The organism is Rheinheimera sp. EpRS3 (assembly GCF_001513785.1).
Classification (GTDB): domain Bacteria; phylum Pseudomonadota; class Gammaproteobacteria; order Enterobacterales; family Alteromonadaceae; genus Alishewanella.
The window spans coordinates 360,036-382,843 of sequence record NZ_LNQS01000008.1 but is presented as its reverse complement, the minus strand read 5'-3'; the positions used below and the strand labels follow the sequence as shown (position 1 = coordinate 382,843).

The window sequence follows — 22,808 nt, the reverse complement described above, 5'->3', positions numbered from 1 at the left end:
AACAATCACCGTTTAAACAACCATCGTATTAAATAAGCACACCACAGCATAAAATCACTGTAGTGTTTTATCTGTGTCATCAGGATATTTTAAAGGCACTGGCAGCTTGCTGTAGTTCTACTGCCAGTTCAGATACGCCATCACTGTGTTGTAAAGTACGGCTGGCTTTTTCGCCACTGATATGAGCAATACTGACCATCTGTTGCATATTTTTATCTATGGCCAGGCCCAGGCTCAGTTGCGTTTCAGTGGCGGCCGTTACCCGGCTGCTGATATCCTGGGTTTGGGCTATCGCCTGATTCACCAGAACAAGTGAAGACACCAGCTCCAGCGTTTGCGCCACACAGCTGTCTGCATCTGCTTTACCATTGGTAATAGCCTGCACAGCCTGTTTACTTTGCTGTTGCAGTGTTTCGATCATTTGACGGATTTCGTCGGTAGCCTGTTGCGTTCGCCCTGCCAGTGAGCGCACTTCATCAGCGACAACAGCAAAACCGCGGCCTTGCTCTCCGGCCCGGGCTGCTTCAATCGCTGCGTTTAGCGCCAGCAAATTCGTTTGCTCTGCTATACCGCGAATGGTAGCCAAAATGCCACCGATGTTATTGGCTTCGTCGTTTACCTTACTCATTACTGCGCTTGTTGCTGTCAGTTGATCTGCCAGATGATTGATAAGTTTATTATTCTGACCGGCAATTAAGTCTATCTGTTCGCCTTGTAATAATGCCTGTTGCATTGCCGCAGTGGTTTCAGCCGATTGCAGGGCAATATCGCGGGTACTGTCTGCCAGTTGCCGGGTAACATCGTTTACCAGCGCAATCTGGCGCTGCTGTTGGTGTAGCGAGTCATTAATTTCACCCACTTCCTGTGCTGACTGGCTGGCGTTTAAATTAAGCTCTGTAGCATTGTTCTGAATATTGATAATCAGTGCGCTTAGTGCATTAATCAGGCTGTTTACCTTAGCGGCCAGAGCACCAAATTCGTCCTGGTTGGTAATATGCAGTTTGCGGGTTAAGTCACCTTTAGCAATGTCGCCCAACACCTTATTAATGCCAGCTAACGGGCGCAGCATAGCGTTTATAGTCAGATAGGCTGCAGCGACAGCCAGCAAAATGAGCACCAACATCAGGCTGAGGGTGCGGGTATTGCCGGAACTGACAGAGTCAGACACATTTTGTTGTAAAGTGCTGAACTGGGTGTCAGCAGCGGAGAGTAATTTATCCAGTGCAACGATAACCTGCTCAACCCGTTGCTCTGACAGATTCAGTTGTACCCGCGCTGTTTGCTGCGCGCTAACCTGTTGCAGTTTAAGGCTGGCCAGACTGTTTGAGCTTTCCAGTTTGGTGGTCAGTTGTGCCAGTTGTTCCGTGGTATTTTGCCATAAACCATCGGTGTCGAGCTTATCCAAAATATTAGCCAGATAGTCGATATTGACCTGCATATCACTAAGGGTAAAGCTGATATTTTCCTGGCCGGTTTCTGCCGCTGTCAGCTCATTGTAGGCAGCTACTTCTTTTAATGTATTCAGCAAACCCAGTAATTGACCATCGATACGGTTCGCACTGCCGGCTATCAGCTCCATTTGTTGTCTGCCGCCCGGTAATTCAAGATAAGAGATGTCCAGCAGGTTGGCGCCTATATTGTCAATCAGTTGTTCCAGCCCGGTCAGTTCAGCCAGCACCTGACGTTGCATAGCAATACTTTGTAGCCTGGCATTAAACATCGTATCAACTGCTGTGGCATATTGCTGGTAGCGGTTGTCGATATCATTCAGGGTTTGCGTAAATGCGGGTTCGGCGCTAGTAAGCTTAGCCAGACCGGTTAGCAGATCGCGCAGAGTTTGGCTGCCACTGTTAAACAGGTGCTGATATTGGCTAATTTCGCTGTCTTGTTCTGCTGTAAAACCCAACGCCGATAACTTGGCCAGTTTTAACAGCTGGATTTGCGCTGCGTTACTTTGTTGTTGTACGGGCACCGCAAGGGTATTAACTCTGTCGCTGGACTGAGTAATTGCTGCAAAGCTCTGCAGTGCAGAGCCGCTGGACAATAACAACAGCAAGGCGATAAATCCAAAGCCGATAATAACTTTATGGGCAACTTTTAATGATATCACTGAAGCAAACTCCACGCCGTTGCTGTGCCTTAACCATAGACACTAGCTGTCTGGTAAACAACCTGAAGTTAACAAAGAAACGAAAACTGGTCCAGCCAGTAAAAAGGTACATGAACGAAAAGAGGGCGGCAGCACCAAAATGGTGCTGCCGTATAAATCAGAAGCTACATAACAGATTTTGCGGTAACAGGGCATTTAACTGACGCTGGCGCAGTAAGTTGGCGCTTTGTTCAATATCCGGCGCAAAGTAACGATCTTCGCCATAAAAACTTACCTGTTCGCGCAGGTAATGTTTGGCTTGCTCAATAGCCGGGGTCGATTTAAGCGGGGCGCGAAAATCCAGGCCCTGGGCTGCTGCCAGATACTCGACTGCCAATACACCCACGGTGTTTTCCGCCATATCGGCTAAACGCCTTGCGGCAAAGGTCGCCATTGACACATGGTCTTCCTGATTAGCGGATGTGGGCAGGCTGTCTACCGAGGCCGGATGGGCCAGGCTTTTATTTTCCGATGCCAGTGCCGCGGCTGTTACCTGGGCAATCATAAAGCCGCTGTTTACGCCACCGTTGGGCACTAAAAACGCCGGTAACTTGCTTAACGTCGCGTCAATTAAAAGCGCCATGCGCCGCTCGGATATAGCGCCGATTTCGGCAATCGCCAGTGCCAGGTTATCTGCCGCCATCGCCACCGGTTCGGCATGAAAGTTACCGCCGGACAAAATATCGTTGTCATCGGCAAACACCAGCGGGTTGTCGGTAACGCCATTAGCTTCTACCGCTAAGACTTCTGCCGCCTGGCGGATCTGTGTTAAACAGGCGCCCATTACCTGCGGCTGGCAGCGCAGGCTATAAGGGTCTTGTACTTTTTCGCAGTTATGATGCGCTTCGCCGATTTCTGACGTAGCACCCAGCAGATGGCGGTATATAGCGGCGGCATCGATTTGACCACGCTGGCCACGGGCCTGGTGAATGCGGTCGTCAAACGGTGAGCGGCTACCCATGGCAGCTTCTACGCTCATGGCACCAATTACTGTGCCTGCTGCAAATAAGTCTTCTGCTTTAAATAAGCCTTCCAGTGCCAGCGCGGTAGACGCCTGGGTGCCGTTAAGCAGCGCCAGGCCTTCTTTGGCCGCTAAGGTTACCGGTTCAAGACCGGCAAAACCCAGGCCTTCACGCGCATCATAGATCTGGCCTTTGTAACTGACTTCGCCTTCGCCAATCAGCGGCAATACCATATGTGACAGCGGCGCTAAATCGCCGGATGCACCCACCGAGCCTTTTTTCGGAATGCAGGGGTAAACTTCGGCGTTCACCAGCTTAATCAGCGCTTCAATCACCGACAGGCGAATACCGGAAAAGCCGCGGGCGAGGGAGTTAATTTTCAGCACCATTAATAAGCGCACTGTGCTGTCGTCCATAATGTCGCCAAAGCCGGCGGCGTGCGATAACACGATAGAGCGTTGCAGTAACTCCAGCTCTTCGTTTTTAATCCGCGTATTGGCCAGCAAGCCAAAACCGGTATTAATGCCATACACCACACGGTTTTGTTTAATAATGTCGGCGACACAAGCGGCGGATTTTTCAATACCGGCTATGGCAGAGTTGTCGAGGCTCAGTTCAACCGGGCCTTGTTGTACCTGGCGTAATTGTGCCAGTGTCAGGGTGCCCGGCACTATATTCAGTTTAAAGCTCATGTTGTTACTCCGTTACCATTGGCAGGTCTAAACCTTGTTCTGTCGCACAATTAACCGCAATATCATAACCGGCATCGGCATGGCGCATAACGCCGGTGCCGGGGTCGTTCCATAATACGCGACCAAGGCGTGCCGCTGCCGCGTCGGTGCCGTCGGCCACTATTACCACGCCGCTGTGCTGGCTGTAGCCCATACCTACGCCACCACCATGATGCAGTGATACCCAGGTAGCGCCACCGGCGGTGTTAAGCAGGGCATTTAGTAATGGCCAGTCGGATACGGCGTCAGAGCCATCAAGCATGGCTTCGGTTTCGCGGTTCGGGCTGGCAACAGAGCCGGAATCGAGGTGATCACGACCAATTACTACCGGTGCGCTCAGCTCGCCGTTTTTCACCATCTCGTTAAAGGCCAGCGCGATACGGGCGCGGTCTTTTAAACCAATCCAGCAAATGCGCGCCGGTAAGCCCTGAAACTGAATGCGCTCACGCGCCATATCCAGCCAGTTGTGCAGGTGCGGGTTATCCGGAATCAGCTCTTTGACTTTGGCATCGGTTTTATAAATATCTTCGGCATTGCCCGACAAAGCGACCCAGCGAAACGGCCCTATGCCTTCGCAGAACAGTGGCCGGATATAAGCCGGCACGAAGCCCGGGAAATCAAACGCATTGGCCACGCCTTCATCTTTGGCCATTTGGCGGATATTGTTGCCGTAATCGGTGGCGACGGCGCCACGTTGCTGCATGGTTAATATCGCTTGCACCTGCACCGCCATCGATTGTTTGGCGGCTTTAACTACGCCCTCTTCGTCGGTTTTACGCTGCTCAGCTGCTTTTTCCATGCTCCAACCCTGCGGCAGGTAGCCGTTTAGCGGGTCGTGGGCAGACGTTTGGTCGGTCACCACATCCGGCGTAATACCGCGCGCAACTAACTCAGCAAACACATCAGCCGCATTGGCCAGCAGGCCAATTGACGTTGGTTTGCCTTCTGCTTTAGCAGCAGCCAGCATTGCCAGGGCTTCATCCAGTGAACGGGCCTTTTTGTCCAGATAACGGGTTTTTAAGCGGAAATCGATCCGGCTTTCATCTACTTCACAGGCCAGCATATGAAAACTGGCCATAGTCGCCGCCAATGGCTGGGCGCCGCCCATACCACCTAAGCCGCCGGTTAACACCCATTTGCCGGCTGCCTGGCCGTCAAAGTGTTGTTTGGCAATAGACACAAAGGTTTCATAGGTGCCCTGCACTATGCCCTGGGTGCCGATGTAGATCCACGAACCGGCTGTCATCTGGCCGTACATCATCAGGCCTTTGCGATCCAATTCGTTAAAGTGTTGCCAGTTGGCCCAGGCCGGCACCAGGTTAGAGTTAGCAATCAATACCCGCGGCGCGTCGGGGTGGGTCGGGAATACGCCAACCGGCTTACCGCTTTGTACCAACAGTGTTTGGTTATCTTCCAGCCGGTTTAACACTTCAACAATTTTGTCATAGCACTGCCAGTTACGTGCCGCACGGCCAATACCGCCGTATACCACTAAGGCTTGCGGGTGCTCGGCCACTTCCGGGTCAAGGTTATTCATTAACATGCGCTTGGCAGCTTCTGTCTGCCAGCTTTTAGCGGTGATCTTGCTGCCGCGATCAGCGCGGATCACGCGGCTGTTATCAATACGTGGGTCTGTCATCAGATAGTCTCTCTGCTGCTGGGTAAGGAAAAGTTCAGATGGCCGCCTAAACGATAGCGGCTACCCGGTGAAGTTAAATACGCCAGGCTGACCGCGCCTTCACGGCTAAAGGTGCGGCGGGTCAAACGCAGGCAGGGTTCGGCTTTTTTCAGCACTAAATGCTTACAGGTAAAATCGTCCGGCCAAATGGCCTCAACGGTGTGTTCGGCTTCAGTCAGCGGCGCAATAAAGCTTAAGTACTGGTGTGGTGTTTGCTGGTTAAAGTCTTGCTTTACGTAGTCCGGCACCAGTTGCGGGCTTACGTAACGCGCTTCTAATTGCAGCGGCTGGTTGTTCTCTAAATGCACTATCAGGGAGAAATACACCGGTTCATTGCGCTTTAATCCCAGCGCGGCAGCAATAATGGTCGGGCAGGGCAGTTCGGTTAGCTGTAATAAACGCGCACTGTAAGCATGGCCACGGCTGTTTATCTCATCAGCAATATTACGGATCTCCAGCAGCGACGACTGTGATTTAAGCGCCGCAACAAAGCTGCCTACCCCCTGGGTGCGGTACAAAATGCCTTGTTCGGTCAGCTCCTGCAGCGCGCGCCGTGCTGTCATCCGGCTGACACTAAACTGCACTGCCAGCTCGTTTTCTGATGGCACACGGCTGTGCTCCGGCCAGGCGGCAATTTCAATCTGGCTGAGCATGTACTCTTTAATTTCGGCAAACTTGGCAACAGCCATAACACCCCCTGGTTTTACTAAATAAAAAATAAGCTAATTTGGTTGTATATACAAGTTGTTGGTGTAAAATTATTTTAAAACCACTTACAGGATGCCCCCAATGCAGCAGTTTGATGCCATCTGGATTAACGCCAATATCGCCACCATGACTGACAACGGCATGGCCTATGGCTGCATAGAAAACGGCGCGCTGGCCGTTAAAGATGGCGCAATTGCTTTTGTTGGCCGTAAAGCGGATTTGCCGCCGTTTGATGCCCTGGCTACCCCGCTCTATGACGCACAGGGGCAATGGTTACTGCCGGGCTTTATTGATTGCCATACGCATTTGGTATATGCCGGTAACCGCGCCAATGAGTTTGAAATGCGCTTAAATGGCGCCAGTTATCAGGATATTGCTGCAGCCGGCGGTGGTATCAAAGCTACGGTAGTGGCGACACGCGCGGCCAGCCATGCCGACTTATTTGTGTTAGCTAAAGACCGGCTGAATACCTTGCTGGCACAAGGCGTCACCACAGTAGAGATTAAATCCGGCTATGGCCTCGATTTAGCCAGCGAGCAAAAAATCCTCGAAGTCGCCGCTGAGCTGGACAAGCACCATCCGGCCAGCGTACAAAAAACCTTTTTAGGCGCCCATGCTTTGCCGGCCGAATTTAGCAACGATGCGGATGGCTACATTGAGGCCGTGTGTCAGATGCTGCCGCAGTTGCACGCACTTGGGTTGGTCGACGCCGTGGACGTATTTTGCGAGGGCATAGGTTTTAGCCTTGAACAAACACGCAAAGTATTTACTGCCGCTACAGTACTGGGGCTACCGGTTAAAGCCCACGCCGAGCAATTATCTAATCTGGGTGGCAGCGCCTTAGTGGCACAGTTTGGCGGTTTGTCGGCTGATCATATCGAGTTTTTGGATGAAGCAGGTGTTGCCGCCATGGCCAAAGCCGGCAGCGTTGCGGTGCTGCTACCCGGCGCGTTTTACTTTTTACGCGAAACTCAGCTGCCGCCGATTGCACTGCTGCGTCAATACGGCGTGCCGATGGCGGTAGCCACCGATTTAAACCCCGGCACCTCGCCGCTGTGCTCCTTACCTTTAATGTTGAATATGGCCTGCACGCTGTTTCGTTTAACGCCGGAAGAGGCTTTGCTCGGGGTAACCCGGCATGCAGCCGCCGCACTTGGTTTATCGGACCGCGGTACTCTGGCGGTAGGGCAGCGGGCCGACTTTGCCTGTTATGCCATAAGCCGCCCGGCAGAGTTATGCTATCAATTTGGTGTAAATTCACTTAAACAGCTGATTATTAATGGTAAAGAGGTAAATCACCGGCGTTAATCTGCTTTACAAGTGGGTATTTTAGATTAAGCTAATAGCACTATTTTTGCTGGAGTATCGTTTTGTCTTACCGGCTGCTTGTTTCTGGCCTGCTCAGTTGTCCGCTGGCAGCGCAGACATCAGAGTCTTCGTTGCCAATTGTCAGTTTGCTTAGTGGCTTTTTGCTGCTGGCATTTGTTTACATATTTAAACTGAAACTGGACATCTACAAGCTACAGAAAGCCAAAACGACCAAAAAAGGCAGCCGGCTTGGCTTTTATTCGCTACATGATGATATCAGTGGTTTTCCAAACAAATTCTTTTTGCAGCAACAACTGGACGAACTGCTAAAGCGGGCGCCTGAGCAGCATTATTCATTGTTACTGATAAAAATAACGCAGTTTGAACAAGTGAATAAGTTACTGGGGCACAGTAATAGCAACCTTATTCTGGCGCAGATAGCGCAGCGCATTAATGACCACCTGGCCGCTGAAGATAAAGCACTGACGTTTGAATTTCGTCAGCAGAAGCCCACCCGTGTATGCCACTTAGGCGGGGTTGATTTTGCTATCTGGGTAGACTGTGACGACAAAGAGCATATGGCCGAGTATCTGGCAGATACACTGGAGCGTGCTATTCCTGAACCGATGATAGTGCATGGCTGTGCTGTTGATTACCAGCTACAGTCGGGCATTGCACATTACCCTGAGCATGGCACTCAGCTAAATGAGTTGCTGGAGCGCGCCCACCTTGCGCTGCAATATCATAGTTCGTTGCAGGGTAGCAGCCAGGTGTTTAGCAATGACATGCTGCACTACACCAACGACAAATTAACGCTGATGGCAGAGCTGCGCCAGGCTATTACCGAACAACAATTGGCGTTGTATATTCAGCCGCAGGTAGATATGCGCAGCCACGAGGTATTAGCCGGTGAGGTTTACATTCGCTGGCGCCACCCGAAGCGGGGTTTACTAACGCCAGATAGTTTTCTGGCACTGGCAGAAGAAATGGGGGTTATTTACCCACTGACCCAATGGGTATTAAATGAAGCGGTTGCCATGATAGCCAAACTGAAACAGGCCGGGCTGGTCAGTAAAATTGCGGTAAATATTTCCAGCAAAGATTTATTGCATGACGAGCTGGTTGAAGCGCTGGAGCAGTTATTTGACAAATATCAGGTAGCGCCGGGGCAACTGATACTGGAGCTAAAAGAAAGTGCGCTGGTAGCTGAGCCGGTAAAAGCCATGACAATGCTGCAGCGTTTACATCAGTTGGGTGTAGAGCTTGCGCTGGATGATTTTGGTACCGGCTTGTCATCGCTGGCATATATCAGGCAACTCCCTGTGCAGTACGTTAAAGTTGACTGCTCTTTTATCAGTGATCTGCATAAATCTGATATGAATGCTGCCATTACCGGCGCCATTATTGATATGGCGCGTAATCTGGATCTGGGTGTGATAGCCGAAGGCGTGGAAGAAGCAGAAGTAGAGCAAAAATTGCTGCGCATGGGCTGCAGCCGTGGGCAGGGCTTTTTTTACTCACGGCCGTTTGAACTCAGTGGTTTTGCCGTATGGTTAAAGCAGTGGCAGCCAGACAAGATTAAATTGCAATAGCCTGATCTTTTTTACCCTGCATAAACGCCAACACCAGTGCAGACAACACTTGCCCTGCTTCGTTAATGCCAGCGGCCAAACCAGCCGGATGTTGTAGCGGAGCTGCTTCTGCCAGGTGCAAATACCGGCTGCGGGGTAATTTAGCCAGTTGATAAACAAATTGCTCAGCGGCCTGCACATTGATGCCGCAGTTAGTAAAGGCGCTTACCGGCATCAGACTGATACTGTCGGTGTCTACCTCAATACCAATGTCGCCATTGCCCAGCACAACATTGTCGATACACATATCCAACGCCTGCTGATAATTCAATTCCTGACGGACAAAAATTCGCTGATAACTACAAAATTCACCGCCAGCTTGTTGTAATTGCGCCAGTGTTGCGGCTGAATTTTTCAGCTCATGCAAACCCAGTACAAAGTAATGTTTTAGTATGCCGTCTTGCCAGGCATAGCTAAAGCCATTGCCGCTGTGGCGGCCTTCAAGCGGCCGAAAATCTGAATGCGGGTCTAAATTGGCGCAATTAACCTGCTGGCCGCTGGCCTGGCTTAACGCCTTTATTATCGGGTAACTATTATTGTGGCCACCGCCGATGACAACCGGTAATAGGCCGGCGTCAAATATTGCCTGCACCACGGTTGCAACTCTGTTGTCCAGAACCTCAACCAGCTGCCGTAGCTGGCTAAGCTGCTGTGGTTGTGAGATATCAAGATTACTGGCTTGCTGTTGTAAGTCGGCACACTGTATCTCGCCCAGCAGCAAAATTTGCCCGGCGGCAATAAAATGATTACTTTGCAGGTTTACAAATTTGTTTAAAAACGCTGTCCAGCCTTTGTCTGCGCCGCCCAGGCCAAGATTTGCCCGGGGGCCGATATCTTCCGGCACGCCCAGCAGCACAAAGCGACAGCCTTCAGCTTTGCTTTGCGCCAGTTGTTCAGCCAGGTTGAGTGCTGGATCAGGCAGGTTTAGTGCCTGCCCGAGGCGCAGCTCACCATCACGGATGCTGCAGTGCTGGTTAAGTTGGTCGCGGGTAAAAAAATTCAGCATGCCAGTGCCGTTTTATTCAATATCCAGTGCGTCTGGCGACATAATAATGCCAGTGCTGTCGGCATACAGGTGATCGCCCGGCAAAAAGGTGACACCGGCAAAATTGACCGGCACATCGGTTTCACCGAAGCCTTTGTCATCAGCACCCACCGGAATGGCATTAACCGCATGAATACCGATATCGAAATCTTCCAGCAGATCTAAATCGCGTACACTGCCATAACATACTATGCCTTCCCAGCCATTAGCCGCAGCCAGTGACGCCAGTTCAGCGTCAATGATAGCGCGACGGGCAGAGCCGCCTGCGTCTATCAGCAACACTTTGCCAATGCCGGGATCAGTTAGCATCTGCCGTACCAGGCCGTTGTCTTCAAAACATTTGACGGTATGAATTTTACCACCAAAAGAACGTCTGCCACCGTAGCTGGCAAACAGCGGCTCTACTACATCAACTAAATCGGCATAAAGATCACATAATTCAGAAGTGTTGTATTCCATAAGAAGCTCCGGTTGAGGAAAGGTACTGAGCCCACAGTATAGCGCTGACTGGAGTAAGCTCAAACTATTATTATTATTGGTTTTTCGTAGCCTGCAGCGTGTCACATAGTTGTCGTTTTGACAGGTTGTTTGCTATGGTGATGGTAACAAAATTTACCGGCTGCCCGTAGTGACCTCCGAATTATTTGCCAGGTTTGTTGTGTACTTTACCCAGCTGGGCATAGCCTTATTACTGTGTTATTTGCTGTGGCATTTTAGCCGGATATACCGGCAGGAATACATTAAATGCTGGTTTGCCGCCTTGCTTTGTTTTGCCCTATATCAGTCGGCAATTTTGATCCAGGGCGCTGCGGGGCTGGGGGCTGGAACCGCGGTAATCCCCTCAGTATTTCAGTTTTTACTGATCTTCAGCAGCTACGCTTTTGCCATGCTACTACTACGCGGCATGGTAATGACAAGGCATGACAAGCAGCATTTGTTGTTAAGAGTAAAATTGCTGCCTACTCTGCTGTTGCTGGCTGTTATTGCGCTACTTAGCGTAGTGCCATTTGCAGTAACCGACGCCTTCGCCAGTTGGCAGTTATATTTTCAGTTGTATATCAGACTGTTATTGATGGGCATTGTGTTGCTGACAGCTGCTGTAGGGTTATGGCAGAGAATGTCACCCACATTGGGGCAGCGGCTGGCCGTGGTTACGTTGATACTCTGGGGCTTATTATATGTTGGCAACGGTATCTGGCTGATGCTGGCAGAACGCCAGGAGGAATGGAGCTACTGGATCCTGCTGTATAAAAGTGCCGAATTGTTTTTGCTTTGTTGCCTCGGGCTAAGCCTGATTATGTGGTTGCAAGAGCATGAACGCAGTACCAACGCGCAGCTAACCGAAAAAGCCCACTACCTTAACCGCTACGATCAGCTAACTGGTGCATTAAACCGCGATGCGCTGTTATCTATACTAAACGACCAGTTGCGGCAGGAAAAAGCAGCACCGCTACATTTGCTGATGCTGGGTTTAGATAAATTTAAAACCGTCAATGAGTCGGTTGGCCTGAAACAAGGTGATGAGATTTTACGCCAGCTGATCCGGCGTTTTGAACAAAGTGTGTTAAAACCGGCATTAATTGCCCGCACCGGTGGCGATATTTTTACTCTGGTGATCACCGATGTACATAATGATACCCAGTTGCAGTTTACTATCCGGCATTTACAGCAACTGGTAGAAAAAAGCTTTGTGCTCGATTGTGGTTCGCTGAAATTAAGCTGCAGCATTGGCCTGGCAAGGTTTCCCCAGCATGCCACCAATGCAGAGCAACTGGTACAAAAAGCCAATATTGCTTTTCATCAGGCCAAACGCATGCAAAGCCGCTGGCTGGAGTATCAGCCCGGTATGGAAGATGAAAGCAGCCGCCTGATCAGTTGGGAAACAGAATTGCTGGCAGCGATGGAACATAACCAGTTTGTGTTGTACTTCCAGCCGCAGTGTTGTGCACGGAGCAATAGTATAGAAGCCTTTGAAGTGCTGTTACGCTGGCAGCATCCACAAAAAGGCTTTTTGATGCCGGGGCAGTTTTTACCCTTTGTGGAGCAACTGGGGCTAAACCGGCAACTGGATTTGTGGGTGCTGCGCAAGGCGGTGCTCACGATCAGCCAGTGGAAACAGCAGCACTTACATATTCCGTTGGCGGTAAATATGTCGCCGGTAAATTTTCAGCTTGACGGCCTGAAACGTGAAATCCAGCGGTTATTATTACAGTACAAAGTCTCACCGGATCTGCTGGAGCTTGAGATCACTGAAAACACCGCCATGCATGATATGGAAAAAGGCTCAAATTACGTGATGGAACTGCAACAACTGGGTATCCGCGTATCTATTGACGATTTTGGTACCGGTTATTCTTCACTTGCCTATTTACGGCGTATGCCAATAGACAAAATTAAGATAGACCGCAGTTTTGTAATGGATATGGCCGGTAACGATTCCGATATGATGATTGTTAAAACCATGATTAAGCTGGCACATGGTTTGGGCAAACGTATTCTGGCTGAAGGCGTTGAAACGGCCGTGCAATTGCAACTGCTGCAAAACATGTCTTGTGATGCGGTGCAGGGCTATTACCTGGCCAAGCCGTTGACAGAAGCCGATGCCATCGCGTTTTATCGCAGTAAAATGTCATTATAACGTCATAAAAAGCCGTTAGGCTGCGTTTAGTCAGGATAAATGACAGGGCGCAGTTATGTTACTTAAACGTCTGGAGCAATGGGATCACCACTCATTTTGCAGCTTGTTCAGCCGCAGCTCGTCCCGGCAGGCATTTGTCGCCAGCTACTTTTTGTCTAAAACGGCCGACGGCCCGTTGTACCTGCTGCTTTGCGGCATTTTATATCTGTTTAACCATACCGATGCTACAGAGTTAACTACGATACTGTTGCTGGCTTTTGCGCTGGAATTACCGCTGTATTTAGTTCTGAAAAATTGTATCAAACGGGCCCGGCCAGCAGATATTTTAACGGTGTTTGGTTATGCCCATATTACCCCTTCTGACCGCTTTAGCCTGCCTTCCGGCCACACGGCCGGTGCCTTTGTGGTAGCAACCACACTGGCCATTTATTTTCCGGCGCTGGCCGTTTTAGCGCTGATCTGGGCCTGCAGTGTGGGGTTGTCACGTATTATGCTGGGCGTACATTTTCCGCTTGATGTTATCGCCGGTGCCACTCTTGGCACTTTATGCAGTTTAAGTGCCTATATTATATACAATTAATGGTTAGCCGAAAAATAGCCCGCACTTTTATCTGGCTGCGCTATGCTCAACTGAGTTGTTAATAACTCAGGCAGGCAGTATGAATCAGTTACGACAGTTATCGATAAAACAGCGGTTATTTATTAACGGCGGGGCACTGGTAGTGGCAATGGCAGTAATGTTGCTGATCCTGTTTTATCAAAGTGCGCAGTTAACGTCTCTGGCCAGAACACAGCAATTGGTAGAACAAATAAGTACCGACGTACTGATGTTTCGCCGCCATGAAAAAGACTTTGTTATGCGCACCGATCTTAAGTACCAGCAGCGGCTGAATGATCACTACAGCCAGATGCAGCAGCGTTCAACAGAGCTACAGCAGTTGCTGGTGCAGCACAACATTGATGCCAAACCATTGCAGCAGTTTCTGGGTTTAACGGCGCAGTATCAGCAGGCATTTAATCAGTTAGTGGCGCAGCAGCAGGTTATCGGCCTGAACCCGTCCTCCGGTATGATGGGAGAACTGCGCCAAACCGTGCACCAGCTTGAAAGCCGCTTTGAGCAACTGGGGCGTGACAACCTTAGCGTATTATTGTTGCAATTACGCCGTGCTGAAAAAGACTTTTTGCTGCGCCGGGACTTGGCTTACCAGCAGCAGTTTAACCAGGTGGCATTGCAGCTACAGCAAGCAGTAGCGGATGATCCGGCCAGTAAAAATTTACTGGATAACTATCAGCAGCATTTTACGGCGCTGGTCAGCTCAATTCAGCAAAGCGGTCTGGACGAAACCCAGGGTTTAACCGGGCAAATGCGCACCGCCATTCAAACTACTGAAACCAGCCTTAGCGAGTTATCCGTGCAGACCAGCGAAGCTATTGCCGATGCAGTTACTTCAGTGCAACGGCTGGCGGTAGGTATTTTTGTTTTGGTGCTGGCGGTAGTGTTGCTGCTGGTAGCGATGACCAGCCGCAGCATATTGCGCCCGGTGCTGGATGTATGTAAAACCATTGGCCTTATTCGCAGCAGTAACGATTTTCGTATGCGGGTTGATGTTGCCGGTAAAGATGAAATGAGCACATTAGCGACAGACTTCAACGCCATGCTGGGTGATTTTCAGGATTTAATTAAAACGGTAAATCAGGCGCTGGAAATGCTCGATCAGGCCACCAATGAACTGGCGCAGTCTACCGCCGATACCAGCCGCGGCATGCAACAACAGCAAAGTGAAACTGACATGGTTGCCACGGCGGTAACGGAAATGGGCGCTACCATAAACGAAATCGCCAGTAATACGGAAAACACCGCCGCCAGGGCAGAGGCCACTAACCAGAATGCCCAGACCGGCAGAATGGAAGTGCAGCAAACCGTGCAACGTATTCAGCTGTTGTCAGACAGGCTGCAAAATGCGGCCGGGGTAGTATCAGAGCTTGAGCAGGACAGCAAAACTATAGGCTCGGTGCTGGACGTTATCCGGGGCATTGCCGAACAAACAAACTTACTGGCACTTAATGCTGCCATTGAGGCAGCCAGAGCAGGCGATCAGGGCCGTGGTTTTGCCGTAGTGGCAGACGAAGTACGAAACCTCGCTATGCGCACACAGGAATCAACCCGGCAGATTGAAGCCATAGTAGGCGGCCTGCAGGGGCGTACCAATGAAATTGTTAAAGTAATGCTAAGTTGTCGCGAGCAGGGCAGCGAAAGCGCCAGCCAGGCCAATGTGGCCATGCGTTTACTGGGTGAAATCACTGCAGATGTCAGCAATATTATGGATATGACCACGCAAATAGCCGCGGCAATTGAGCAGCAAAGCCATGTGGCAGCAGAGGTAAATAAAAACGTGGTTAAAATTCGGGATCTGTCAGATGAAACCTACGCCCACGCCAGACAAAATGCGTCGATTAGCGAAGAAGTCGCCCAGCAGGCAGCCCGTTTACATCAAACGGTAGACCGGTTCCACGCCTAAGCCAGCAGCATAAATACTACGCAAAACCCCAGCCCGTCTTTTTAGACGGACCGGGGGCGTCAACATCAAAAAGACTTGTACCTATAATTCGTTGTAAATGATCAAAAAGCAAAGTAATGTTTATCACATTGAGTTTACAAAATTTGGTCAAGCTGTGTTTAAATATAGAGCGAACTGCCGAATAAGTGTTCGCTCTATAATTAGGAGAATCTGTGATCGAGTTCGAAAAAGGTGTGTCGACACCTGAGAGCTGGTTTAGGCAGTCGTGCGAGATGTATGAAGCCTCCAAGGCACTCTACGAAGTTTTTTCAGGTCACGAATCGATTCGGAGTGAGGAAGATAATTATCGTCGAGTAGGGGCAATGAAGGGAGCAATGCTACTTCTTGGACTCTCTGCTGAAAATGCAATGAAAGGTGCTTTAGTATTTCAGTCTAAACCGGATCTTTCCAAAGACCGGCTGGATCCTCGGCATTTCCACAAAGCTGCGCATGATCTTTCAGATGTCGCACGAAAATTGGACCTCAATCTTACGGATTTTCAACGTGACCTACTTGAGCGACTCACAATTTTCGTGCAATGGGGGTCTAAGTATCAGGTGCCGTTAAGAAAATCCGAGCTTAAGAAGGCAAGCGGCAAAATGAAATTGGTGTATCCGTCAGACTATAAGCTTGTAGAAGAGCTTATATCTGATCTCATGAATAGGTCAGGGTTTAACGAGGCACATGGCTGGCCGTACTAGAGCGAACAGTTTCTCAACAAGAGCTTCATGGAGCTTTAGCGGTGGTTCACAGCCACAGTTACACCGCCAATGCATCGAAGCCTCTTCCCACTGTAGGGCAACTATCGGTACGAATCAGTTGGTTAGACGTGACAAGTAAAATTAGCAGATGAAAAACAGCGCACGGCTGATTTTTATGGGTAAGAGCAGCCTTAAAGTTTCATATTTATTTGAGGGTAAAGAACATGAGTACAAACAGAGCTGACTATCGATACATAGTCAAAGAGCTGCCCTATAAAGAAAGTTCTGTGTGGGCTTTGGAGTGCTATCCTGAAACTCAGCAATTACCATTCGTGAGTAAAACTGGCAGTATGTACATAGAATTAAAACAAGGAATTACCGAGGTTGAGGCCAAGGAATTACGAGATATGCTTAACGAAAAAGCCTCGTATATAACTGTTATAAATCCCTAAATGTTTATAAGTTCCGTTTGGAGCATGCGTGCCTAACACATATGGACCTTCCCGGAGTTAATAACTGAAATCCGTCTTCAGGCCGAGTTAGCGGTTAGTTTGTAGTTCATCAGCAAGATAGGCTGCTTTATCTGCCATCATGGTAGCCAGGCGATAGCCTGTAACAAACATAGAGCGGGCTCTCTCATTCTCAATGAGCACTTGATGGCAGAAGGCAATTTCATCGGTTAACCAGTTGATAATGGCTGCCCAGCCTTTATTTGAACTAGTAATACTCTGATTTAGCGGTGTAAAATTGTCTAGTAGCCAATTTAGTCGGGCTGGTAAGACGGTTCAATGAGTAGCAAAATCACGAACGGGATGCCCAAAAGCCTCACCGGTAATGGAGTTGTAATGAGAAAAGTAGTTGTCCTTACAGGGATAATGTTTCTGGCAGGTTGTGGTGTAACAGGTACAGCTTCAAAATCGGAGTATCCCAGATTAACCAACGATATTGCTGTAACTAAAAGAGTAGAAAATTTAACGGTGATCACTGGCAAAGATGCTAGTGACAATGCGTCACATGGTGCATTCAATTGGGGAGCTTTCTCAGATGAAGATGTCGCTGCTATTAAAGTTGCTGCATTAGATGCTATTAACAATAATGCCCCCAGTGCAAAAGATAGTTTCAATATACATGTCAAGATTCACAAATATGCGCAGGTTATTACCAACGCAAGCTATGCCAGTTTCGTGATCGTGGACTGGTGTATTGAAGACAATGGTGTGATTGTAGCCGATGAAGTTTTTTATGCCGGGCACAGTGACGAGCTGCATCTTTTAAAAGGCAAATCACTCGGTTGGGCGAAAGGTGTTACGAATGATGCTGTTGTGAGTAGGCTAGTAAACCAAGCAATCAGCTATTCAAGTCAGGGCGCTATTACTACTGCTTATCCTGAGAATCATGTTTATGAAACTGCAGAACAGGCTGTGGCTGCATTACCCAAAAGCCTAACTTCAGTAGGCGCTTTCGGCTCTATGGGTAGTGGATTTTATTATGTGGGTTCATCAACAGGGAAAACAGATTTTAAGAATAAGTCCGTTTACCAGAAGGTAGATTGGGCTACACAGTTGAAATTGCAGTAAAACCTTATAACAAACAAATTGTATTGCCAGCAAAAAAGCCTGGTTGCGACGTTAACTCACTACGTCGCTTTTCGTGTTAAATTTGGCTTCATGCGTAATCAGATAAGAGTCAGGATATCTTGCGCGTATGTATGGAGTGTCAAAGCACGGTATCGTTGGTGAAGTGTAGTCTGTTATGCACCGGAAAATAACTCGCTGGCGCCTGCTATTTTTCGGTGGGTAATGTCTTAAACCGTGGGAGTTGTTCCGCCGTCAATCACATATTCTGTGCCGGTAATACTTGACGCGAGTGGCGATGCAAGAAATGCTATCAGATTTGCCACTTCAACAGGTTTAGACGGTCGCCCGAGCGGAATGCCGCCAAGTGAAGCCATAATAATCTGTTTGCCGCCCTCGTAATCAGTGCCTGCCTGCTCGGCCAGCCGTTCAGCTAACGCCACTGATGCCTCTGTTTCAACCCAACCAGGCGATACACGCACAACCCGCACACCTTTTGGTGCGACTTCTTTAGACAAGCTTTTGCTATACGCTGACAATGCAGCTTTGGCGGCAGCATAAGCCGTGGTGGACTCTGGCAGAGGAAGAACGTTCTGAATAGAGGTGACATGAATAATGACACCTTCGCCTTGTGCCAACATTTGCGGTAGTAAAGCACGGTCTAAACGCACGGCTGGAAACAGATTGAGATTTAACTCATGTTGCCACACGTCTTCGCTGAGCGCGGCAAAACCACCGGCCGGTGCAGCTGAACCACCCAATACATGAATGATAATATCAACGCCACCAAGGCGGCTGTTCACAGCATCTATCAGCGTATTGCAGCCCTGTATTGTTGTCAGGTCAGCCGCGACAAACAGTTCTTCGGGAAAAGACGCCGGGCGGCTTCGTGCCGAGGCCAGTACACTTGCGCCACAATCCCGCAGCAGCGTCACAACTGCTTCACCTATCCCTTTTGTGCCAGCAGTTACCAGCACTTTTTTGCCTTGTAGCGCTAAATCCATAGCCATCAGGAAATCTCCAGCGATTGGATCTTGTCGCCGTTAAGGACAAAGACATAGCTCAGCTGTATTGGGCTGCCAGGGAAATTGCCACTGACTTCTGCAACCACGATTTCTTGCTGTTCCTTCGATGTAGCGCTGATGGGCTTGGCGCTGAACTGATACTTTTGTCGGGTTTTCTGCAGCCAGGATTCAATAGCCGGCTGGCCCTGATAAGTGCCACCTTCATCAAGTACAACGGCCTCGGGCGTGAAACAATCCTGTACCCGGACCGAGCCTGTACCGTTGCCGATCGCAAAATAATTATTGATGGATTTAGCTAACTGAATATTCATTTAAATTTCTCCTGCTGCACTGTTGCTGAGCAGGAAGTTTCTGCTTAGGCTTAGCAATAATCAAGAACGCACGAAAAAGTAAGTGACATACCTATGAGAAAGATTTATACGCCTGCTAGCGCTGCGGCCGAAACGCTTGAAGCAATTAAATTTCTGGAAGGGCGCTGGAAGCTGGTGATCCTGTTTCATTTGTTCGACGGAAAAGTGCAGCGTTATTCTGATTTCGAGAAACTTATTCCTGACATCTCGCAAAAGATGCTGGCTCAGCAGCTGAGAAAGCTTGAAGCAGATGGCATTGTGCAGCGCAAGGTATACCCGCAGGTGCCACCTAAGGTTGAATACCGGTTAACTTCATGGGGGCAGGCATTGTGCCCTGCTTTGGACGCGCTGTTAAACTGGGCAGAGCAGAAAGAGAGCATTGAGGAAACAGCTTAACAGCTATGAGTTTTCACGTGGTATAAACCAGATCCTTAACCAAACACTATGCCGTAAACTCAGCGCTGGCACTTTTTATTATATAGGTCTAAAATTAGCACTTAATTTAGGGTTGAAAAAGGTGTTTTTATGAAGCGGGTTTTGGCAGATTGCTCAGTCAGCATTTCAGAGTTAAAAAAGAACCCAACAGCGTTACTTAACGAAGCCAATGGCGCTGCTGTTGCTATTCTTAACCACAATAAACCTACGGCTTACCTTGTTCCGGCAGAAACCTATGAATGGTTAATGGATATGCTGGACGATTACCAGTTATCACAATTAGTTGAACGCCGAAGGGCGGGGCTTGCTGAGGCGGTGGAGGTAAGCATCAAATGATGACTAATCCGGTTAATAACGCACGTTAACAGCAATTAAACCATCGCGGTTGGCGTTGGCCTGATCCAGTTGTGCCAGATACTGTTGCCATAGCTCGCTTTGCTGCTCGTTGAGCTGTTTAAGATATTGCCAGCTGTAGATGCCGCTGTCGTGGCCATCGTCAAACACCAACTTTACCGCATAATGGCCAACCGGCTGCAGCTTGCTGATGCTAACCAGTTTTTTATTGCTTACCAGTTTGGGCTTGCCGTGGCCACGTACTTCAGCCGATGGCGAGAACACCCGCAGAAACTCTGCACTAAAGCACGCCACAGTGCCATCGCTGAACGTGATGTCCAGTGTCCGGCTTTGGCGGTGGTAGTGCAGGCGGCTAACCTGCAGCTGAGTAGTTTGTGCGCTGTGCTCTGTGTTGGCCATCGTTACAGAATAAACCGGCTTAAGTCGTCGTCTTTTACCAGTGCGCCCAGATGCTTTTCAACATAAGCGGCATCAACCTCAATATGTTCACCGGCATGATCGGCAGCGTCATAGGAAATTTCTTCCAGCAGCCGCTCCATTACGGTGTACAGGCGGCGCGCACCAATGTTTTCAGTGGTTTCGTTTACCTGCCATGCTGCTGCAGCCAGGCTTTTAATACCTTCAGCATCAAAACTCAGCTTAACGCCTTCGGTGGCGAGCATCGCGATAGACTGCTCGGTCAGTGAGGCTTTAGGCTCTGTCAGTATGCGCTCAAAATCAGCAGCACTTAATGCTTCCAGTTCTACCCGGATGGGCAGGCGGCCTTGTAGTTCCGGCACTAAATCTGATGGTTTGCTCATCTGAAATGCGCCAGAGGCAATAAACAGAATATGGTCGGTTTTTACCATGCCGTGCTTGGTGTTAACGGTACAACCTTCAATCAGCGGCAGTAAGTCACGTTGTACGCCTTCGCGCGAAACGTCTGGCCCACTGGTTTCACCGCGCTTACATATTTTGTCAATTTCATCGAGAAACACGATGCCGTTTTGCTCTACAGCTTCCAGCGCTTGTGCCTTTAGCTCTTCCGGGTTCACCAGTTTGGCGGCTTCTTCTTCGATCAGTTGTTTAAAAGCATCTTTGATTTTCAGTTTACGCTTTTTCTTTTTCTCACTGCCCAGGCTTTGAAACATGCTTTGCAGTTGCGAGGTCATTTCTTCCATACCTGGCGGTGCCATAATTTCAACACCGATAGGGCCTTGCGATAGCTCCAGCTCAATTTCTTTATCGTCTAACTGGCCTTCGCGCAGTTTTTTGCGAAATACCTGGCGGGTATTGCTGTCTGCTGCAGGTTTGTTGTCGGCATCGCTCCAGTTGTCGCGGGCCGGTGGCAGCAGTACATCTAAAATACGCTCTTCAGCGGCTTCTTCAGCACGAAAGCGGTTTTTCTCAATCGCCTGCTCGCGGAACATTTTTACCGCGCTGTCAGCCAAATCGCGGATAATGCTTTCTACCTCTTTGCCAACATAGCCCACCTCAGTAAATTTGGTGGCTTCTACTTTAATAAAGGGCGCATTGGCCAGTTTGGCCAGACGACGGGCAATTTCAGTTTTACCTACACCGGTGGGGCCAATCATCAGAATGTTTTTCGGCGTAACTTCCTGGCGCAGTGCCGGTTCCAGCTGCATACGGCGCCAGCGGTTACGCAGGGCTATAGCCACAGCACGTTTGGCTTTATTCTGGCCGATAATGTGGCGGTCCAGTTCGTGCACAATTTCTCTTGGGGTCATATCAGACATAAAGTACCTGCTTATAATTCTTCAATGGTCTGGTGGTGATTGGTGTAAACACAGATATCACCGGCAATAGTCAGACTTTTCTCAACAATGTCGCGCGCACTTAACTGGGTATTTTGCAGCAGTGCAGTGGCCGCAGCCTGGGCGTAAGGGCCGCCGCTGCCAATGGCAATAAGGTCATGCTCGGGCTGCACTACATCACCGTTACCGGTAATAATCAGTGAGGTATTGGCGTCGGCTACAGCAAGCAGCGCTTCAAGCTTGCGCAGCATGCGATCAGTGCGCCAGTCTTTGGCCAGTTCAACCGCGGCGCGCATTAAATGGCCCTGATGCACTTCAAGCTTGGCTTCAAAGCGTTCAAATAAGGTAAAGGCGTCGGCCGTACCACCGGCAAAACCGGCAATAACTTTGTTGTTGTACAAACGGCGAACTTTGCGGGCGTTGCCCTTCATTACGGTGTTACCAAGCGAAACCTGGCCGTCACCGCCGATGGCAACGTGGCCATCGCGGCGAACAGAAACAATAGTGGTCATGAATAAGCCCTGTGGCGTGATTAACTTAAGGCTTAAGTGTGGCTGCGCCGGGCGCTTTTCAAGTCCAGTTCCAGATCCTGCAGGTATTGATATTTTGCTGGCGTAGGCGGTTCATGTCTGAAGTGGCCTTACGCTTGGATTCATAAGGGCCTAACACCACCCGAAACCAAACACCATTAGTGCCTTCAGTACGGCGCACGGTTGAGGCAAAACCGGCAAAAGCGATTTGGGCTTTCATCGCTTCAGCCTGTTGTTCCTGGCGGAACGAGCCACACTGCATCTGATAAGGGCCACTGGATTGCTGTTGTACCGGCACTTCTACAATTACTTCTTTGTTTTCCAGCTCTTTAATGTATTGGTATGGCTCTTCAGTGGGTTTGGCTGGCAGCTCGTCTTTTTTAACAGCTTGTTCTTTTTTAGCCACCGGCGTTACCGGTGCAGCCGGTTGCTGATTTAAGTACCAGAGAAAATAAATAAAACCACTGACCAGTGTGAGGGTAACCAGAATTAACAACCAGGGTTTTTTCGGCGCGACAGCTTTGCTGTTGGCTCTGGCCGGACGGCGGCTGGCGGTTTTGGCCTTAGGCCGGCTGGCTTTAACGTAATCTTTTTGTGGCATAAGGTCAGGTAATTTGCTCAAACTTCGGGGCTTGGCGGCTATTCTACTAGGTTAAGCAGAAAAAGAAACAACAGTG

General features: G+C 49.5%; 21 protein-coding genes. 9 read left to right on the top strand and 12 right to left on the bottom strand.

Annotation, left to right across the window (positions count from 1 at the left end):
* Positions 1 to 79: 79 nt before the first annotated feature.
* The 4 genes from AR688_RS10365 to hutC all read right to left on the bottom strand — a co-directional run bounded on the left by AR688_RS10365 (position 80) and on the right by hutC (position 6,209).
* Positions 80 to 2,110, bottom strand: coding sequence for a methyl-accepting chemotaxis protein (locus AR688_RS10365; RefSeq protein WP_197412197.1), 2,031 nt, complete (start codon positions 2,108 to 2,110; stop codon positions 80 to 82).
* A 157-nt stretch (positions 2,111 to 2,267) separates the two neighbouring features.
* Positions 2,268 to 3,803, bottom strand: coding sequence for a histidine ammonia-lyase (gene hutH / locus AR688_RS10360; protein WP_068232976.1), 1,536 nt, complete (start codon positions 3,801 to 3,803; stop codon positions 2,268 to 2,270).
* A 4-nt stretch (positions 3,804 to 3,807) separates the two neighbouring features.
* Positions 3,808 to 5,481: a urocanate hydratase gene (gene hutU, locus AR688_RS10355; RefSeq protein WP_068232973.1), complete on the bottom strand. Its 1,674-nt coding sequence runs from the start codon at positions 5,479 to 5,481 to the stop codon at positions 3,808 to 3,810.
* On the bottom strand, positions 5,481 to 6,209 hold the full coding sequence (gene hutC / locus AR688_RS10350) for a histidine utilization repressor (protein ID WP_068232969.1): 729 nt from the start codon (positions 6,207 to 6,209) through the stop codon (positions 5,481 to 5,483). Before hutC ends, hutU begins: the two co-directional genes overlap by 1 nt.
* A gap of 100 nt (positions 6,210 to 6,309) precedes the next feature.
* Between hutC and hutI the strand changes: the two genes are divergently transcribed.
* Complete coding sequence (gene hutI, locus AR688_RS10345; RefSeq protein ID WP_068232966.1) at positions 6,310 to 7,536, top strand: imidazolonepropionase; 1,227 nt, start codon at positions 6,310 to 6,312, stop codon at positions 7,534 to 7,536.
* A 62-nt stretch (positions 7,537 to 7,598) separates the two neighbouring features.
* Positions 7,599 to 9,128, top strand: coding sequence for a putative bifunctional diguanylate cyclase/phosphodiesterase (locus AR688_RS10340; RefSeq protein WP_082694738.1), 1,530 nt, complete (start codon positions 7,599 to 7,601; stop codon positions 9,126 to 9,128).
* On the opposite strand, the gene AR688_RS10335 is transcribed toward AR688_RS10340, so the two are convergent.
* Both AR688_RS10335 and rraA read right to left on the bottom strand, forming a co-directional pair.
* Complete coding sequence (locus AR688_RS10335; protein ID WP_068232959.1) at positions 9,115 to 10,173, bottom strand: formimidoylglutamase; 1,059 nt, start codon at positions 10,171 to 10,173, stop codon at positions 9,115 to 9,117. The two genes, AR688_RS10340 and AR688_RS10335, sit on opposite strands and share 14 nt — an antisense overlap.
* 12 nt (positions 10,174 to 10,185) lie before the next feature.
* Positions 10,186 to 10,671, bottom strand: coding sequence for a ribonuclease E activity regulator RraA (gene rraA, locus AR688_RS10330; RefSeq protein WP_068232956.1), 486 nt, complete (start codon positions 10,669 to 10,671; stop codon positions 10,186 to 10,188).
* A gap of 169 nt (positions 10,672 to 10,840) precedes the next feature.
* Here rraA and AR688_RS10325 point away from each other — a divergent pair, with 169 nt between their 5' ends.
* From AR688_RS10325 to AR688_RS10300, 5 genes are all read left to right on the top strand, one after another.
* Positions 10,841 to 12,850: a putative bifunctional diguanylate cyclase/phosphodiesterase gene (locus tag AR688_RS10325; protein WP_068232953.1), complete on the top strand. Its 2,010-nt coding sequence runs from the start codon at positions 10,841 to 10,843 to the stop codon at positions 12,848 to 12,850.
* A gap of 55 nt (positions 12,851 to 12,905) precedes the next feature.
* Positions 12,906 to 13,430: a phosphatase PAP2 family protein gene (locus tag AR688_RS10320; RefSeq protein WP_068232951.1), complete on the top strand. Its 525-nt coding sequence runs from the start codon at positions 12,906 to 12,908 to the stop codon at positions 13,428 to 13,430.
* A 79-nt stretch (positions 13,431 to 13,509) separates the two neighbouring features.
* Positions 13,510 to 15,369 carry a methyl-accepting chemotaxis protein gene (locus tag AR688_RS10315; protein ID WP_068232948.1) on the top strand — a complete coding sequence of 620 codons (1,860 nt, stop codon included), beginning with the start codon at positions 13,510 to 13,512 and terminating at the stop codon, positions 15,367 to 15,369.
* Between the two features lie 212 nt (positions 15,370 to 15,581).
* Positions 15,582 to 16,109, top strand: coding sequence for a hypothetical protein (locus tag AR688_RS10310; RefSeq protein WP_068232945.1), 528 nt, complete (start codon positions 15,582 to 15,584; stop codon positions 16,107 to 16,109).
* An 845-nt stretch (positions 16,110 to 16,954) separates the two neighbouring features.
* Positions 16,955 to 17,686 (top strand): hypothetical protein, encoded by a 732-nt coding sequence (locus AR688_RS10300; protein ID WP_156420277.1) that lies wholly within the window; start codon positions 16,955 to 16,957, stop codon positions 17,684 to 17,686.
* 227 nt (positions 17,687 to 17,913) lie between these two features.
* On the opposite strand, the gene AR688_RS10295 is transcribed toward AR688_RS10300, so the two are convergent.
* Positions 17,914 to 18,693: an SDR family oxidoreductase gene (locus AR688_RS10295; RefSeq protein ID WP_068232935.1), complete on the bottom strand. Its 780-nt coding sequence runs from the start codon at positions 18,691 to 18,693 to the stop codon at positions 17,914 to 17,916.
* A complete protein-coding gene (locus AR688_RS10290) occupies positions 18,693 to 19,019 on the bottom strand; it encodes a nuclear transport factor 2 family protein (RefSeq protein ID WP_068232932.1) in 327 nt (108 codons plus the stop codon). The genes AR688_RS10295 and AR688_RS10290 overlap by 1 nt, the downstream gene beginning before the upstream one ends.
* 93 nt (positions 19,020 to 19,112) lie before the next feature.
* Between AR688_RS10290 and AR688_RS10285 the strand changes: the two genes are divergently transcribed.
* Both AR688_RS10285 and AR688_RS10280 read left to right on the top strand, forming a co-directional pair.
* Positions 19,113 to 19,454: a winged helix-turn-helix transcriptional regulator gene (locus AR688_RS10285; protein ID WP_068232929.1), complete on the top strand. Its 342-nt coding sequence runs from the start codon at positions 19,113 to 19,115 to the stop codon at positions 19,452 to 19,454.
* Positions 19,455 to 19,583: 129 nt separating this feature from the next.
* Positions 19,584 to 19,829, top strand: coding sequence for a type II toxin-antitoxin system Phd/YefM family antitoxin (locus AR688_RS10280; RefSeq protein ID WP_068232926.1), 246 nt, complete (start codon positions 19,584 to 19,586; stop codon positions 19,827 to 19,829).
* Positions 19,830 to 19,841: 12 nt separating this feature from the next.
* On the opposite strand, the gene AR688_RS10275 is transcribed toward AR688_RS10280, so the two are convergent.
* From AR688_RS10275 to AR688_RS10260, 4 genes are read right to left on the bottom strand one after another with little or no spacing between them, the layout of a single operon-like run.
* Entirely contained in the window at positions 19,842 to 20,246 is a 405-nt protein-coding gene (locus tag AR688_RS10275) for a gamma-butyrobetaine hydroxylase-like domain-containing protein (protein ID WP_068232923.1), read from the bottom strand.
* A gap of 2 nt (positions 20,247 to 20,248) precedes the next feature.
* Positions 20,249 to 21,583 carry an HslU--HslV peptidase ATPase subunit gene (gene hslU, locus AR688_RS10270; RefSeq protein WP_068232920.1) on the bottom strand — a complete coding sequence of 445 codons (1,335 nt, stop codon included), beginning with the start codon at positions 21,581 to 21,583 and terminating at the stop codon, positions 20,249 to 20,251.
* A gap of 11 nt (positions 21,584 to 21,594) precedes the next feature.
* Entirely contained in the window at positions 21,595 to 22,113 is a 519-nt protein-coding gene (gene hslV / locus AR688_RS10265) for an ATP-dependent protease subunit HslV (protein WP_068232917.1), read from the bottom strand.
* Between the two features lie 58 nt (positions 22,114 to 22,171).
* The gene (locus AR688_RS10260; protein WP_231732034.1) at positions 22,172 to 22,753 is read right to left on the bottom strand and encodes an SPOR domain-containing protein; all 582 of its coding nucleotides are present in this window, start codon (positions 22,751 to 22,753) and stop codon (positions 22,172 to 22,174) included.
* Positions 22,754 to 22,808: the final 55 nt, after the last annotated feature.